This is a genomic window from Campylobacter hominis ATCC BAA-381 (assembly GCF_000017585.1).
GTDB classification, from domain to species: domain Bacteria; phylum Campylobacterota; class Campylobacteria; order Campylobacterales; family Campylobacteraceae; genus Campylobacter_B; species Campylobacter_B hominis.
Window position 1 is genome coordinate 1,479,316 of record NC_009714.1, and the last position, 14,430, is coordinate 1,493,745.

The window sequence follows — 14,430 nt, forward strand, 5'->3', positions numbered from 1 at the left end:
AAAAATGAGTGAAGATTTAAGTTGGCTGAATAAAAACAGCCAAAAAGCAAAAAGTGACAGCATAGATCAGCAGCGAAACAACGCGAACAAAAACGAAATAGCACAAATCAGAACACTTGGATATGCGCATCTGGTTTGCTTTTATTTGCTTTCAAATATAAAATTGATTGGAATTATATTTATTATAGTCGGCACTGTTTGTTTTTATAAAGCATTGTCCAGAATAAACAATATGGCCAGCGAACAGACAAATCTAATGAAAAATGCATATATTTATATTTTCGGTACAATAGCTGTTTTTGCTGTAGTTTTTATAATTTTACTCCTGACACAATCAGAAACTGTAATCAATTTTATCTCCATTGCAGTTGTTATATTCGGTATTTATATGATTTTTGTTTGGTACGGTATTTTAAGAGATTTGGATTATCTCACATTTCAGGATCGCTTCAAAAAATCATTTTGGTATGCTATTTATGGCATCTTGGCATTTATAATAGCAGGAATTTCTTACTCTATAACACAACAGGAAATCATTGCAGCTATATTTTTTATGGTAGGAACTATTTTAGTTATTTACGGCTTAATTTTGCAAATTTTAGGCTGGAAAAATATAAAAGAAATCAAATAGATATTTTAAAAATTTAAATACTTTTGCCAAAACAGAACAATTTTTTGTTTTGGCTTTTAAAAGAATAAAAAGTGGTGAAATTTTGCGAATAAAAACAGTAAAATTTCACAATACAAAACAATAAAAAATTCTAAAAACTGCACACAAAATTTAAAAATTATAATCAGACATCTGATAATTTTGTCTTTATACTGCATTTGGTAAAATCAATGAAATTTAGCGATATAACTATTTTATCATTAAAAAATAGCTCTTTTTAATTTGTAAAATCTGTTAAATTTTCAATAAAAAATTTATAAAAATTTAAGCAAATCTTTTATATAATTTCACATATGAACATATGTTCATATGTGAAATTAATTAATGGGAGATTGCGATGGGCAAAAAAGAAAAAATTTTAGAAGATAGCCAAGAAATTTGCGAAAGTGTAGTTATACACAAAGAAGTGGTTGAAAATACAAAAACAAAAATGCCAGATGATACTTCGCTTAATGAATTGGCTGATTTTTTTAAAATTTTTGGAGACAGTACAAGAGTTAGGATTTTGTGGGCTTTAAGCCTAAATCAAATGTGTGTTTGCGATATAGCTACACTTTTAAATATGAGTCAATCAAGCATTTCTCATCAGCTTCGAGTATTGAAACAAAACAAATTTGTAAAAAACAGACGCGATGGAAAAGTTGTTTATTACTCACTTTTAGATGAGCATATTAGCTATATTTTAAAACAAGGCTTAACTCACATCAGTGAGTAAAAATAAATTTTAAAAAAGGAAAAATTATGAAAAAATTTAATTTAAAAAATTTGGATTGTGCAAATTGCGCAGCACAAATAGAAGCAAATGTTGCCAAAATTGATGGTGTAAATAGTGTAAGTGTAAATTTCTTGACCACTACTATGAAAATTGATTTTGATGAAAATAGAAGAGATGAAATCATTGAAAAAATAAAACAAGTCATCAAAAAGCTTGAACCAGATACTATACTAGAGGTATAAAATGAATAAAGCTTTAAAAAAAGATATACAAAAAATTTTAATCTCAGTAATATTTGTAATAGCCTCTTTTTTGGTTTCAAATGCTGAGCTAAAAACTGTATTTTTAATCTTTGCATATTTGGTAGTTGGAGTTGAAATTTTAATAAAAGCTTATAAAAGCTTAATAAACGGTGGCTTTTTAGATGAAAATTTCTTGATGGGAATTGCTTCGATTGGGGCATTTTTCATCGGAGAACAAATCGAGGCTGTAGCGGTAATTTTATTTTATAAAATAGGCGTAGCGTTTGAAGATTACTCTATAAATCGCTCAAGAAAATCAATAAAAGAAGCCATGAGTATCGCACCTGATTATGCAAATTTAAAAACAAGTGATGGCTCAAAAAAAGTTGATCCTAGTGATGTAAAACTTGGTGATATAATCGTCATAAAACCAGGTGAAAAAGTCCCACTTGATGGCATCATCATAAAAGGAAACTCAACCCTTGATACATCAGCTCTAACAGGCGAATCACTTCCTCTTGAGGTTGAAAAAGGAACTAAAATATTAAGTGGAAGCGTAAATATAAACGGACTTTTAGAAGTAAAAGTAACAAGCGAGTTTGAGACTTCAACGGTTAGCAAAATTTTAGAGCTTGTTGAAGATGCGACTTCTAAAAAATCATCGCAGGAAAAATTCATTACCAAATTTGCTAAAATTTACACCCCTATTGTAGTTGGTTTAGCTCTAATCATCGCATTTGTCGTGCCGATGTTTGTGGGGGATTTTAAAGAGTGGATTTATAAAGCACTAATCTTTTTAGTAGTATCTTGCCCTTGTGCTTTGGTGGTTTCAGTTCCACTTAGCTTTTTTGGAGGAATTGGCGGAGCTAGTAAAAAGGGAATTTTGGTTAAAGGAAGTAATTATTTGCAAGTTTTAGCTAAGGTTAAAAACTTTGTATTTGATAAAACTGGAACTTTAACAAAAGGAAATTTTGTCCTTAAAGATGTGGTAAATGAGAGTTTTATAGATAAAGATGAGCTTTTAAAGTTATCAGCTTACGCACAAGCTCACAGCACCCATCCTATCGGACTTTCTATCATAAAAGCTTATAATGAAAAAATCGATGAAAAAGCCGTAACAAATCTTGAAGAAATCCCAGGTTTTGGCATCAAAGCGACAATTTTTGGAAAAAATGTAAAAATAGGAAATAAAAAGCTTTTAAGTGAGTTTGACTTGCCTGAGATTACCCAAACTGCATCATTTGTGGCAGTTGATGGTAAATTTGCAGGGTATTTAACATTTGAAGATGAACTAAGAGATGGCTCGGATAAGCTTATAAAATGGCTTAAAGATAGCGGCATAAAAACAGCTATGCTAACAGGCGATAGATCAAAAGTTGCTAAAAATATACAAGAAAAACTTGGTATTGATGAAGTTTTTGCTGAGCTTTTACCAACTGATAAGCTAACAAATTTAGAAAAAATCATCGCCAAAAAGTCTAAAAATAGCACAGTTGCATATATCGGCGATGGGATAAATGACGCTCCTGTTTTAGCAAGAGCAGACGTTGGATTTTCCATGCTTGGAACAGATGCAGCCATGGAAGCAAGCGATATAGTCATAATGGATAATGATATCTCAAAAATCAAAACCGCGATGCTAATAGCTAAAAAAACCATAAGTATCGCCTCGCAAAACATCATCTTTGCAATCGGCGTGAAAGTTTTAGTTATGATTTTAGCGATTTTCGGTTTAGCAAATATCTGGATGGCGATATTTGCAGATGTTGGAGTTACGATTTTAGCGATACTAAATTCTTTTAGAACTTTTTCTTATGCTAAAAAACTTTAAAATTTTAGCTTTATTTGAAGTTATGGAGTTTTTTAGAAGTTTTTAAATGAGTAATTTTTATGGTGGCGAGGCAACTTATACGCTTGATTTACAAGCTGCGGCGTACCCTCCGTCACCAGTTGCCTTAAATCCAAAAAAGTTAAAAGTTTTAGAGCTAATTTACAACTACCCGCAAAGTATAAATTCGATTCCATACGATGCTAAAAATCGTGGTTTTGAAATTTTAAGCGTAGAGCAAGATGAAACGGCAATTAGATTTATTATAAAACATCTTTAAATTATTAAAATTTTAAATTTTAATAATTTTTTATAAAAAGTTTTACCAACTATCATTAAACTATGAGCTAAAAGCTTTATATAAAGAACATCAAATAAAAATAAATCAAATCCTTTATCTTTATTTTAAAGCTAGAAAATGAGCAATGAAAAACCTTTATACAAGATAGTATTAGAAGAATTAGACTTAAGTGTAGATGAGTTATCTGAAATGCTTGACATTAATGTTAATACCTTATATTGCTATTCTAAAAATGAAAGAGTTCCAAAAGCGAACGAAATTACGCCTTTATCTCTTACTTGAAAATAATAAATTAAAAGAAGCTATAAAAAATTATCATAAATTTTTAAAAGTTATAGATAAAATCAATTAAAAATAAAACATATTATGTATTCCAGTTCTTATTAGATAGTAAAGAATCCATAAAAATGTTATATTTAATACCATTATAGTTCCAAATATAATCCAATAAGATATATCCTCATCATATCCTCCAGACATTCTTGTACTTAAATAAAATTTAATAAATTTACTTTGATTTTTTGTTGTGTAGTTTTCTATAAATGTTCTTTTGTAATTTTTATCTTTTTTCTTTTTAAAAAAATATCTTAATTCGTTAAAAATTATAGAAATTGTAAAGCTTAATATTATTAAAAAAGCAATTATCATTAATAATATTATTGCGTAGCCTATTATATCATAAATCATTGTATTATTCATTTTTTATCCTTTTTTATACTGATTTATTTATTATACAATACAAATTGTCAATTATTCAGAAATATTAGATATTTCATTTTTTTTATTTTTTAGAAATTTTAATGTAATAAGTTTTATTGTAAATTTTCCTAACTCTTTAAAATAAAGCAATATTCCATATATAACTATTGGCAATGCTGTAACTATAAAAAAAATAGCAAAAAGTGAATATATTATTATATACATTGCTAATTGCAAGGCTGCCATTAAAACATTAAGACCGATTGTTAAAAAAAATAATGCTAATGCTAAATATAATAAAAATATCATTTTTATTTTTCCTTTTCTGCTTTTATTAAAAAATTAATTACTTCATTATTTATAGTTTTTGAACCATTTTAACTTTAATATCTTTTTTACGCTAACCTTTAAGTATTTAAATAATTTTAAAACTTCTTTAATTTAGACAAGACTAATTCTACTGAAATTTAAATATAGTTGCATTATAATCAATTTTAAATAAATTTATACTTTATGCTTATAGCGCTAAATCTTTGACTTGATTTTATTCAGAAATCCTAGTTTTGAATGTATTTGAAAACTACTAAAAACCTAGCCAAAAATTTTGGCTAAATCTTAAAAATTTATTTAACCTCAAAAACAATTGTTGCTTTAGTTTGTTTTTACTTTAGATTTTAAATACCAAAGCCTTTTTTAAGCGGCCTAAATTCAAAATTTCCGTTAAGATCCGCTTTTACCATAACCGGTTTGAATTTGATAAGTTTACTTTCTTTTATTTAATCAATGCTATCAAAATAAGTTGTGAATTTTAACCGTTTCAAAATAAAATCTTGGCAACTTAAATACGCAGTAAAATCTATATTAACGGTACAAGAATAGCTTCGTCAAAATCTAAAGCGATATTTACTTTTTTTAAATACTTTCGCATTAGATATTGAAAAATTTATAAGTTTAAAAATTTTAACTTTTTTTTAATGTATTTTTAAAATTAAAATCTGTGAATTTTTGATAATTTGACAATTTAATTTTAAAAAATATAAAAACGATAATGCTTTTTTAAGAAAAATTCTGCTTAGTAAAATAGAATTTAAAAAACTATTTTAGGTAAGAATTCGTCATTATAAAATTTATATATTCATCCAAAAAATCAACGCTGTTGCGATCAAGCACCAAAAATGGATTATTTAATAAATTTTCACCGTTATAAACGGGCGGTTTTTTTGTTTTTAAATCAATAGTAATTCCGCCGCTTGCTTCAACCAGCAAATCTCCAGCCGCGATATCCCAAAGACTTGAAGGACCAAGCCTTAAATAGCTTGCAGCGGCATTTTCAGCCAAACGACAAAATTTTATGGCTGAACCGATTCGCTTATATTCATAACCGAAATTTTTAGCAAATTTTATTCTTTTTTTGGAATTTCCATGTCTCCCGAGCAAAAAAAGCGGCGAAGTATATTCAAGAGATTTCAGAATTTTGCCATTTTTATAAATTTTACCGCCTCGTTCCGCATAAAAAACTTCATCTGTAAACGGAATCATTATAACCGAAAGCTTCGGGCGTCCGTCTTTGCCGATAAGAGCGATACAAACACAAAATTCGCCGTTTTTAGCAATAAATTCCTGAGTTCCGTCCAAAGGATCGATGAGCCAAAAATTTTCGCAATTTTTACGCTCATCGAAAGGTAAAATTTTCTCTTCCGAGCAAATAGGAATTTTGCTTTTTTCTAAAATTTTAAAAATCACATCATTTGCAGCCAAATCGGCAGTCGTAAGCGGAGATTTATCAGGTTTTATATAAAGCTTGTAATCGTTATAATTTTTTAAAATTTCCTTGCCGGCGGCTTTTGCGGCACGCACAGCAAGATTAAGCAGCTCACTCATCATTTAACTTTCAATTCGATTTGAGTTTTTCTATCATCCTCTTCGCCGCTTTTCGGACCGACATAAATTTGACGAGGTCGCACGATTTTCATTGGAGCGTGTTCGCGCATTTCCATCCATTGAGAAATCCATCCCGGAGTTCTTCCGATTGTAAAAATAACGGCAAACATATCTGTTGGAATATTTAAAGCTTTCAAAATAAGTCCTGAATTAAAATCCACATTAGGATATAGATGTCTGCTTACAAAATAATCGTCTTGTAAAACAATTTCTTCAATTCTATTTGCAATTCTTATCAAATTCGTATCGATATCAAGCTCGTCTATTAGTTTTGAGCGCATTTTTTTAAGCACTTTAGCTCTTGGATCGTAATTTTTATAAACCCTATGTCCGAAGCCCATTAAACGAAACGGATCATCTTTATCTTTAGCTTTTTTAATATATTTGTCGACATTATCAACCGAACCTATCATTTCAAGTTGTCTTACGACACTTTCATTTGCTCCACCATGAGCATGACCCCAAAGAGCACCGATTCCGGCACTTATACAAGCATATGGGTGAGAATGAGTTGAACCGACTGTTCTAACTGTCGTAGTTGAAGCGTTTTGCTCGTGATCTGCGTGAAGCATTAAAACACTATCAAGAGCTTTTACTTCAATCGGACGCAAATCAACATAAGAGTGTGGAAAAGATCTCATCATATAAAGAAAATTTTCCGTAAATCCGCGATCCAAATCAGGATAAATAAGCGGATAGCCCATAGTATGGCGGTAATAAAAAGCAGCAAGAGTCGGCATTTTAGCGATTATTCTAATGGCAAGTTCCATAGATTCATTCGGATCGTTAAAATCCATTTCACGAGAGTAATAAGTACTAAGAGTAGCTATACAGGCTTGCAAAACTGCCATCGGGTGAGCACGATCAGGAAAAGCGTCGAAAAGTTTCAACATTTTTTCATTTATAAAACTTCTTGTTTTAAGCTCTTTTCTAAAAGTCATAAGCTCTTGCGTTGTAGGAAGTTTTTTATACAGTAAAAGATAGACAACATCAAGGAAAATTTTATTTTCCGCAAGATATTCTATACTGTATCCGCGGTGCTTTAAAATTCCTTCTTCTCCGTCTATAAAAGTGATATCCGATTTACAGGAAGCCGTAGAAGTATATCCGTTGTCGTATGTAAACATACCTACTTGCCTATACAAAGTCGTGATATCTATAGCCGAAGGTCCAAGAGTGCCGTCGATTATCGGAAATTCATAACTTTTACCCGTTCTGTTGTCAGTTAAAGTAACTGTATTTGACATTTTTGCTCCTTTATGGAAATTTTCCGATATTTTAACTAAAGATTTAAAAAATTTTGCAATAAAAATTAAACTATATTTTTATTTTTATAAATTTTTAAGTTAAACACGACCTTTATCAAAATCATCGCTATTATAGCTTCAAGCAAGCTGGCAATTATACACGAATCGTAAAATTCTTTTGTAATATTGTTTGTATTTAACGCTACCGTAACGGTTGCGATAATCAAAGTAAGCGGCATATATAAAGATAACGCGAATAAAACAGTTCCGCGTTTTCCAAGCTCTTTTAAATAAACAAGACCGGCTAAAATTCTGAATAAAAGCATGGAAACGATTAAAATAATCACATTTGGAAGCACTCCAGGCTTCCAAATAGCCATCACATCAAGTGTAGAACCGATATAAGCAAAGAATATAGGCACTATAAAACCATATCCGAAATTTGCCAATTTACGCGGCAAATCTTTTTTATATCCGAAAAATGTAGGTATAAAAGTCCCTGCGATAAAAGCCCCTATCACTATTTCAAGATCAAGCATAATCATCACTGCAATTACAAAGCAAAAAATCGCCATTGTAAAACGAATGTCTTTTTCATTTTTATCGTATGTCGGCATTATTACCGCTTTTAGATTTGGATACCACCAAAAAAGCACATCAAGACCTTTAAAAAGCAAAGTGGAAACGATTAAAAACAGTGCAAGTGCAAAAATATGAGTAAAAAGTTCGGTAGAAAAGCCGCTTTTTAAATATGCACTTGCAACCGTTATGATAGCGATACTTACGACTTCACCTATAACTCCTACAATCATTGCGGTATTCAGCCATTTTTCATCCTTGCCATATTCTTTATAAAGCGTAGAAAGCAACCCTACGCTCATTGTAGGAATAATAATAGCTATAATTTTATTTAAATCAAACGTATAAACCGAAACAAAAGACAAAATATACAAAATCGCCAAAAATGTTATGGATTTTTTTAAAATTTCTCTATCCGTTGTAATGAAAATTTTGATATTTACATGGGTTCCAGCTAAAAACATCAAAAAATAAAATCCCACATTTGCGGTAATTTCAAATAGATCATTTTGCGGCAAAAGCCCGAATGCACCAAAAATAATTCCCAAAATAATCTCTGTAGGAGAGATTGGAAATTTTATAAGATTAGCAATATAAGGCGACAGAAAAATAATTGCGGCCAAAACCATTAAAATTGAAATTTCACTCATATTTCAACCGAAAATTCTTGCCATATTGGAGATTTTAAAATTTTACTTTGCACTTTTATCACATTAAATTTCAAAACCGAATTATCGCCCAAAGCACCTATATCGTGATAAATTTCAATAATTGCAAACTCATAAAGCGGCTTTTTACGACCGCAAATTTCGCCGGGATTTAATATAAGCGAACTATCACTTTTCAACGCCGCAAAATAGTGCGTATGACCGTAAATAACGATATCGGCATCGTTTTTTATATAATAAGGATAATGCATAAGCCGAATTTTCAGCCCTTTAAAATTGAAAATTTTCGGCTCTTTAAAAATTTTAAAACTTTTAGCATAGTCTTTTAGTGCATTGTCGTTATTTCCAAATACCGCTACATAAGGAATTTTGCTGTTTTTAAGGGCTTTCAACGTAGATATTTCCACAATATCTCCTGCATGAATTATCAAATCCGCCTTTTTATTCAAAAGATAGTTTATAGCACTGCCGGCCACATCGCTTTTATGATGGGAATCGGAAATAACGCCGATTTTAATCATCTATCGCCTTTTGAAATTTACACTTTGCGCAATATAAAAAATCGCCTTTTTTCAAGCTTTTTTTGAAAAGCATTTCGCCACACTCCGGACATTTTTCATTTGTCGGCTTATAATTTGAGATGAAATTACATTTCGGATAATTAGAACATCCGTAAAATTTTCCGCGCTTTGAAACTCTTTCTACGATTTCGCCTCCGCATTCAGGACATTTTACACCGATTTTTGCTGGTTCTTTTTTAATTTTTTGTTCGCCTGAAAGATTTCTTGAATATCTGCATTTCGGAAAATTACTGCAAGCTATAAACTCGCCGAATCTGCCGTTTCGTTTTAAAAGTTCACCTCCGCATTCAGGGCATTTTTCGCCGATTGGTTCGGCTACTTTTTGACTCTTTATATTTTTTTTACCGATTGCGATTTTTTCCATAAACGGATAATAAAAATCAGCTAAAATTTCTTGCCAATCGGCCGATTTTTCTGCAATTTCATCAAGTTTCGTTTCCATTTTCGAAGTAAATTCGCTATCTACAATGTTATTAAAATTCTGCTCCAGCATCTCTACGATTTTAAAAGCAATCTCTGTCGGAACGAGCTGTTTTTTTTCAGTATTTACATATTTTCTTGAAATAAGAAGTGAAAGTGTAGGCGCGTAAGTAGAAGGACGACCGATTCCTAAACTCTCAAGCTTTTTAATAAGACTTGCCTCCGAATATCTTGCCGGCGGCTCCGTTTGGTTTTCTACGGATTTTAAATTTTGAACTTTCAGCTCATCACCGATTTTAAAATCAGGTAAAATTTTATCTTTATCATTCTCTCCGTAAATTTTATAAAATCCGTCAAATTTTACTTTTCTGCCTAAAATTTTAAATAAAGAGCTGCCGCTTTTTGCAAAAACATTTTGAATTTCACTTACGCAAGGATTCATTTGAGATGCCACAAAGCGGTTGTAAATAAGCGTATAAAGACGAAGTTCGTCTTTTGGTAAAGATTTTGCCGCAATAGCGGGCGTAAATTTTAAATCTGTCGGACGGATTGCTTCGTGGGCTTCTTGAGCGCCTTTTGATTTTGTAGCATAAAAATTCGCGCTTTTTGGCAAATATTCACTTCCAAACTCATTTTTTATCATATCTCTTACGGATACAATCGCCTCTTTTGCGATATTTAAAGAATCCGTTCTCATATATGTGATAGCTCCACCATTTGGCGCATTGACGCCTTCATAAAGACTTTGCGCAAGATTCATTGTTTTTTTTGGACTGAAACCAAGTGCAGTGCTTGCATTCTGTTGTAATGTAGAAGTCATAAAAGGAGGATACGGATTTGTTTTTCTGTCTTTACTTTCGATCTTTGAAACTTCAAATTTTTCATCGCATAAAATTTGCACGATTTCATCAGCTTCTTTAGCAGTTTTTATACTCATTTTTTCTATTTTTTTATTTTTAAATTTTACAAACTCGGCTTCCAAATCTTTTTTGAAAATCATATTTACAGTATAAAATTTTTCAGGCTTAAAAGCATTTATTTCACGCTCTCTATCGACTACAATCTTTAAAGCGGAACTTTGAACTCTTCCTGCACTAAGCCCTTTTTGAATTTTTTGGCTTAAAAGCGGACTTAGTTTATAGCCTACAATGCGGTCCAAAAGACGGCGCGCTTGTTGCGCATTTACGCTTGCCGTATCAAGTGCGCGCGGATTTTTAATAGCGTTTTCAATCGCCGTTTTTGTAATTTCGTGAAAAACAATTCTAGGCAGGTTTGCAGGTTCTTTGCCGATTGCCGTTGCGATATGATATGCGATAGCTTCACCTTCCCTGTCTTCATCGGTTGCAAGATATATTTGATCCGCTTTTTTGGCTAATTTTTTTATTTCACTAACTATTTTTGCGTGATCTTCGCTTATTTCATAAACCGGCTCAAAATGTTTTTCGTTTATTTTTATACCGAAAGTTTTTTTAGGTAAATCCCTTATATGACCTTTCGAAGCTATTACATTATAATTATCACCTAAAAATTTTCCTATTGTTTTTGCCTTTGCCGGTGATTCTACTACTACTAAATTTTTCATTTTTTATCCCCTTCTAAAATTCGCGGTAATGTAATTCCTTTTTGTCTTTGATATTTACCTTTTTTGTCCGCATAACTTACCTCGCAAATCTCATCACCTTGTAAAAACAGAACCTGAGCAATGCCCTCATTTGCATAAATTTTAGCAGGAAGCGGCGTAGTGTTTGAAATTTCAATTGTTATATGTCCTTCAAATCCGGGCTCAAAAGGCGTAACATTTACAATAATGCCGCATCTTGCATAAGTGCTTTTGCCAAGACAGATTGCTAAAACATCGCGCGGCATTTTAAAATATTCGATAGTCCTGGCTAAAGCGAAAGAATTTGGTGGCACAATACAAACATCGCCTTTAAAATCAACTATATTTTTCTCATCAAAATTCTTCGGATCGACTACAGTTCCGCCGACATTTGTAAAAATTTTAAACTCATCAGCCACTCTTATATCATATCCATAGCTGGAAAGTCCGTAACTTACAACTCCGACGCCCATATTTTCTTCACAAAAAGGCGTTATCATCCCGTTTTTTATACTTTGCTCTCTAATCCATTTATCGCTTTTTAGACCCATAAAATTTTACCTTTTTTCATTTTTTTTACAAAATTATAACTTTATAAAACTGAATTTTTGTTTGTATCAATGTATAGAGCAAAATTTTAAACAAAAATCAAAAATAACAAATAAAAAACGATAAAATAGTGCAAAAAACGGTAAAAAGTCCATTTTATAAAATTTAAAATTTTAAGATATATACCCGTAAAATTTTAAAAATAAATGCGGTTGAACACCGAAATTTCAGAATTTAACTGCACTATTTTGGTAAAAAATAAAAATTTTAAAATAAAATTTAAATAAATTTTCATTTAAGTAAAGATTTTAAAATTTTTGTTAAAATTAGAAATTTAAAAACAGTTTGGAGTAAAAAATGAAACAAGATGAAATAAAAGAGCTTATGGAATTTTTCGATAAATCAGGAATTTCAAAAATAAAAATCAAAGATAACGATTTTGAAATCGAGCTTGAAAAACATAGAAAAGCCCAAAAAGAAGATGAAAAAGCGCGAGCTTCCGCGCAAACTCAAGTCCAACCGATAAACGTCGTAGTAAATAATGAACAACCGAATCTTAAAGATACGATAAACTCGCCTATGGTTGGCACATTTTACCAAGCATCAAGTCCAGGAGCGGCGCCTTTTGTAAAACCTGGACAAAATGTCACTAAAGGTACAACAATAGCAATCATTGAAGCAATGAAAATCATGAATGAGATTGAAGCCGAGTTTGATTGCAGAATTTTGAAAAATCTAGTAAGTGACGGATCTCCCGTTGAATTTGGTATGCCACTATTTGAAGTGGAGAAATTATAATGGAATTAAAAAGAATTTTAATTGCAAATCGCGGCGAAATAGCGCTTCGTGCACTTAGAACCATTCAAGAAATGGGAAAAGAAGCAATCGTTGTGCATTCTACGGCTGACAAGGATGCGCTTTATGTAAAATATGCTGATGCAAGTATTTGCATAGGACCGCCGCGAAGCAGCGATAGCTATCTGAACATACCGGCTATAATGAGTGCTGCTCAAATCAGCGGTGCGGATGCCGTTTTCCCAGGATACGGCTTTTTAAGTGAAAATCAGAATTTCGCTGAAATTTGCGAAAAAGAAGGCTTAAAATTTATAGGTCCAAGCACTTCAGCAATGGCGCTAATGAGTGATAAAAGCAAAGCAAAAGCTTTTATGAAAAGAGCCGGGGTTCCGGTAGTTCCGGGATCGGATGGCGCTTTAAAAGATGTAAATGAAGCCAAAAAACTGGCCGAAGAAATAGGTTATCCGGTTATTTTGAAAGCGGCAGCAGGCGGTGGCGGACGCGGAATGCGCGTAGTAAATAAACCTGAAGATTTGGAAAAAAATTTTTGGTCGGCTGAAAGTGAAGCGTTAGCAGCTTTTGGTGACGGAACTATGTATATAGAAAAATATTTTACAAGTCCGCGCCATATAGAAGTGCAAATTTTAGGCGACGAACATGGAAACGTAGTTCATATCGGCGAACGTGACTGTTCGCTTCAACGCCGCCACCAAAAATTAATCGAAGAAAGTCCTGCTGTAATACTTGATGAAAAAACGCGCGAAGAGCTGCACGAAGTTGCTGTAAAAGCGACAAAAGCGATCGGTTATAGCAGTGCCGGCACATTTGAGTTTTTATATGATAGAAAAGATAAAAAATTTTATTTTATCGAAATGAATACGCGACTTCAAGTTGAGCACTGTGTAAGCGAAATGGTAAGCGGGCTTGACTTGATTGAATGGATGATTAAAATTGCGGAAGGAAAAGAACTTTTACCACAAAATAAAATCAAAATTTCAGGCCATGCAATAGAGTGCAGAATCACAGCCGAAGACCCGAAAAGCTTCGTTCCAAGCCCTGGCAAAATCACAAAATATGTGGCACCTGCTGGAAGAAACGTAAGAATGGAAAGCCACATCTATCAAGGATACAATGTTCCGCCATTTTACGATAGTATGATCGGAAAACTGGTAGTTTATGATAATAACCGTGATAGAGCGATTTCCAAAATGAAAGTAGCGCTTGATGAACTTATAGTAGGCGGAATCAAAACAACACGCGATTTTCATTTACAAATGATGAATAATGTTGATTTCTTAAACAATAATTACGATACAAATTATCTAGCAAAACACTAAAATTCATTATTTTTAGCCGCGAAAAAAATCGCGGCTTTTTTAAAATTCTTGAAATTTTAAAATTAAACTTATATTTTAAAATATTTTTAATATATAAATCAAAATATATGACAACTTCACACTTAACAATTTTATATAAAATTTGATAAATAGTTAACATTATTAAATTTTAATGTGCTTTTTTCAATAAACCTTAATAAAATTTTAATTTTATCTTAAACAGAATTATGCTTAAATTTCATAAACAAAAATTTTTTT

At 31.7% G+C, this 14,430-nt stretch carries 16 protein-coding genes; 8 read left to right on the forward strand and 8 right to left on the reverse strand.

Annotated elements, in window-relative coordinates; translation table 11 throughout:
* Window positions 1–4: 4 nt before the first annotated feature.
* The 6 genes from CHAB381_RS07190 to CHAB381_RS08775 all read left to right on the forward strand — a co-directional run bounded on the left by CHAB381_RS07190 (window position 5) and on the right by CHAB381_RS08775 (window position 4,038).
* Window positions 5–631 carry a hypothetical protein gene (locus CHAB381_RS07190; RefSeq protein WP_012109376.1) on the forward strand — a complete coding sequence of 209 codons (627 nt, stop codon included), beginning with the start codon at window positions 5–7 and terminating at the stop codon, window positions 629–631.
* Window positions 632–1,007: 376 nt separating this feature from the next.
* Window positions 1,008–1,385 carry an ArsR/SmtB family transcription factor gene (locus CHAB381_RS07195; RefSeq protein ID WP_012109378.1) on the forward strand — a complete coding sequence of 126 codons (378 nt, stop codon included), beginning with the start codon at window positions 1,008–1,010 and terminating at the stop codon, window positions 1,383–1,385.
* A gap of 26 nt (window positions 1,386–1,411) precedes the next feature.
* Complete coding sequence (locus CHAB381_RS07200; protein ID WP_083755264.1) at window positions 1,412–1,627, forward strand: heavy-metal-associated domain-containing protein; 216 nt, start codon at window positions 1,412–1,414, stop codon at window positions 1,625–1,627.
* A 1-nt stretch (window position 1,628) separates the two neighbouring features.
* Window positions 1,629–3,458 (forward strand): heavy metal translocating P-type ATPase, encoded by a 1,830-nt coding sequence (locus CHAB381_RS07205; protein WP_041570532.1) that lies wholly within the window; start codon window positions 1,629–1,631, stop codon window positions 3,456–3,458.
* Between the two features lie 46 nt (window positions 3,459–3,504).
* Window positions 3,505–3,735 (forward strand): sulfurtransferase TusA family protein, encoded by a 231-nt coding sequence (locus CHAB381_RS07210; protein WP_012109379.1) that lies wholly within the window; start codon window positions 3,505–3,507, stop codon window positions 3,733–3,735.
* 138 nt (window positions 3,736–3,873) lie between these two features.
* Window positions 3,874–4,038, forward strand: coding sequence for a helix-turn-helix domain-containing protein (locus CHAB381_RS08775; protein WP_143297193.1), 165 nt, complete (start codon window positions 3,874–3,876; stop codon window positions 4,036–4,038).
* A 66-nt stretch (window positions 4,039–4,104) separates the two neighbouring features.
* Here CHAB381_RS08775 and CHAB381_RS07215 read toward each other — a convergent pair whose 3' ends face one another.
* The 8 genes from CHAB381_RS07215 to dcd all read right to left on the reverse strand — a co-directional run bounded on the left by CHAB381_RS07215 (window position 4,105) and on the right by dcd (window position 12,042).
* Window positions 4,105–4,455 carry a hypothetical protein gene (locus CHAB381_RS07215; RefSeq protein ID WP_012109381.1) on the reverse strand — a complete coding sequence of 117 codons (351 nt, stop codon included), beginning with the start codon at window positions 4,453–4,455 and terminating at the stop codon, window positions 4,105–4,107.
* Between the two features lie 51 nt (window positions 4,456–4,506).
* A complete protein-coding gene (locus tag CHAB381_RS07220) occupies window positions 4,507–4,764 on the reverse strand; it encodes a hypothetical protein (protein ID WP_012109382.1) in 258 nt (85 codons plus the stop codon).
* Window positions 4,765–5,550: 786 nt separating this feature from the next.
* On the reverse strand, window positions 5,551–6,336 hold the full coding sequence (locus tag CHAB381_RS07225) for a 3'(2'),5'-bisphosphate nucleotidase CysQ family protein (RefSeq protein WP_049752844.1): 786 nt from the start codon (window positions 6,334–6,336) through the stop codon (window positions 5,551–5,553).
* Window positions 6,336–7,643, reverse strand: a complete 1,308-nt coding sequence (locus CHAB381_RS07230) for a citrate synthase (protein WP_012109384.1) — start codon at window positions 7,641–7,643, stop codon at window positions 6,336–6,338. The genes CHAB381_RS07225 and CHAB381_RS07230 overlap by 1 nt, the downstream gene beginning before the upstream one ends.
* 65 nt (window positions 7,644–7,708) lie before the next feature.
* Window positions 7,709–8,872 (reverse strand): cation:proton antiporter, encoded by a 1,164-nt coding sequence (locus tag CHAB381_RS07235; RefSeq protein ID WP_012109385.1) that lies wholly within the window; start codon window positions 8,870–8,872, stop codon window positions 7,709–7,711.
* A complete protein-coding gene (locus tag CHAB381_RS07240; protein ID WP_012109386.1) occupies window positions 8,869–9,411 on the reverse strand; it encodes a metallophosphoesterase in 543 nt (180 codons plus the stop codon). Before CHAB381_RS07240 ends, CHAB381_RS07235 begins: the two co-directional genes overlap by 4 nt.
* The gene (topA, locus tag CHAB381_RS07245) at window positions 9,404–11,473 is read right to left on the reverse strand and encodes a type I DNA topoisomerase (protein ID WP_012109387.1); all 2,070 of its coding nucleotides are present in this window, start codon (window positions 11,471–11,473) and stop codon (window positions 9,404–9,406) included. The genes CHAB381_RS07240 and topA overlap by 8 nt, the downstream gene beginning before the upstream one ends.
* Window positions 11,470–12,042 carry a dCTP deaminase gene (gene dcd, locus CHAB381_RS07250; RefSeq protein WP_012109388.1) on the reverse strand — a complete coding sequence of 191 codons (573 nt, stop codon included), beginning with the start codon at window positions 12,040–12,042 and terminating at the stop codon, window positions 11,470–11,472. Before dcd ends, topA begins: the two co-directional genes overlap by 4 nt.
* 355 nt (window positions 12,043–12,397) lie before the next feature.
* Between dcd and accB the strand changes: the two genes are divergently transcribed.
* A complete protein-coding gene (accB, locus tag CHAB381_RS07255) occupies window positions 12,398–12,838 on the forward strand; it encodes an acetyl-CoA carboxylase biotin carboxyl carrier protein (protein WP_012109389.1) in 441 nt (146 codons plus the stop codon).
* A complete protein-coding gene (locus CHAB381_RS07260) occupies window positions 12,838–14,172 on the forward strand; it encodes an acetyl-CoA carboxylase biotin carboxylase subunit (protein ID WP_012109390.1) in 1,335 nt (444 codons plus the stop codon). Before accB ends, CHAB381_RS07260 begins: the two co-directional genes overlap by 1 nt.
* Window positions 14,173–14,430 lie beyond the last annotated feature (258 nt).

Bases quoted from the DNA above. Each gene is read 5' to 3' on its own strand.
- CHAB381_RS07215 (WP_012109381.1), bottom strand. From the start codon at position 4,455: ATGAATAATACAATGATTTATGATATAATAGGCTACGCAATAATATTA.
- CHAB381_RS07240 (WP_012109386.1), bottom strand. From the start codon at position 9,411: ATGATTAAAATCGGCGTTATTTCCGATTCCCATCATAAAAGCGATGTG.
- CHAB381_RS07200 (WP_083755264.1), top strand. From the start codon at position 1,412: ATGAAAAAATTTAATTTAAAAAATTTGGATTGTGCAAATTGCGCAGCA.
- CHAB381_RS07210 (WP_012109379.1), top strand. From the start codon at position 3,505: ATGAGTAATTTTTATGGTGGCGAGGCAACTTATACGCTTGATTTACAA.
- CHAB381_RS07235 (WP_012109385.1), bottom strand. From the start codon at position 8,872: ATGAGTGAAATTTCAATTTTAATGGTTTTGGCCGCAATTATTTTTCTG.
- CHAB381_RS07205 (WP_041570532.1), top strand. From the start codon at position 1,629: ATGAATAAAGCTTTAAAAAAAGATATACAAAAAATTTTAATCTCAGTA.
- dcd (WP_012109388.1), bottom strand. From the start codon at position 12,042: ATGGGTCTAAAAAGCGATAAATGGATTAGAGAGCAAAGTATAAAAAAC.
- CHAB381_RS07260 (WP_012109390.1), top strand. From the start codon at position 12,838: ATGGAATTAAAAAGAATTTTAATTGCAAATCGCGGCGAAATAGCGCTT.
- CHAB381_RS07190 (WP_012109376.1), top strand. From the start codon at position 5: ATGAGTGAAGATTTAAGTTGGCTGAATAAAAACAGCCAAAAAGCAAAA.
- CHAB381_RS07220 (WP_012109382.1), bottom strand. From the start codon at position 4,764: ATGATATTTTTATTATATTTAGCATTAGCATTATTTTTTTTAACAATC.
- CHAB381_RS08775 (WP_143297193.1), top strand. From the start codon at position 3,874: ATGAGCAATGAAAAACCTTTATACAAGATAGTATTAGAAGAATTAGAC.
- topA (WP_012109387.1), bottom strand. From the start codon at position 11,473: ATGAAAAATTTAGTAGTAGTAGAATCACCGGCAAAGGCAAAAACAATA.
- accB (WP_012109389.1), top strand. From the start codon at position 12,398: ATGAAACAAGATGAAATAAAAGAGCTTATGGAATTTTTCGATAAATCA.
- CHAB381_RS07230 (WP_012109384.1), bottom strand. From the start codon at position 7,643: ATGTCAAATACAGTTACTTTAACTGACAACAGAACGGGTAAAAGTTAT.
- CHAB381_RS07195 (WP_012109378.1), top strand. From the start codon at position 1,008: ATGGGCAAAAAAGAAAAAATTTTAGAAGATAGCCAAGAAATTTGCGAA.
- CHAB381_RS07225 (WP_049752844.1), bottom strand. From the start codon at position 6,336: ATGAGTGAGCTGCTTAATCTTGCTGTGCGTGCCGCAAAAGCCGCCGGC.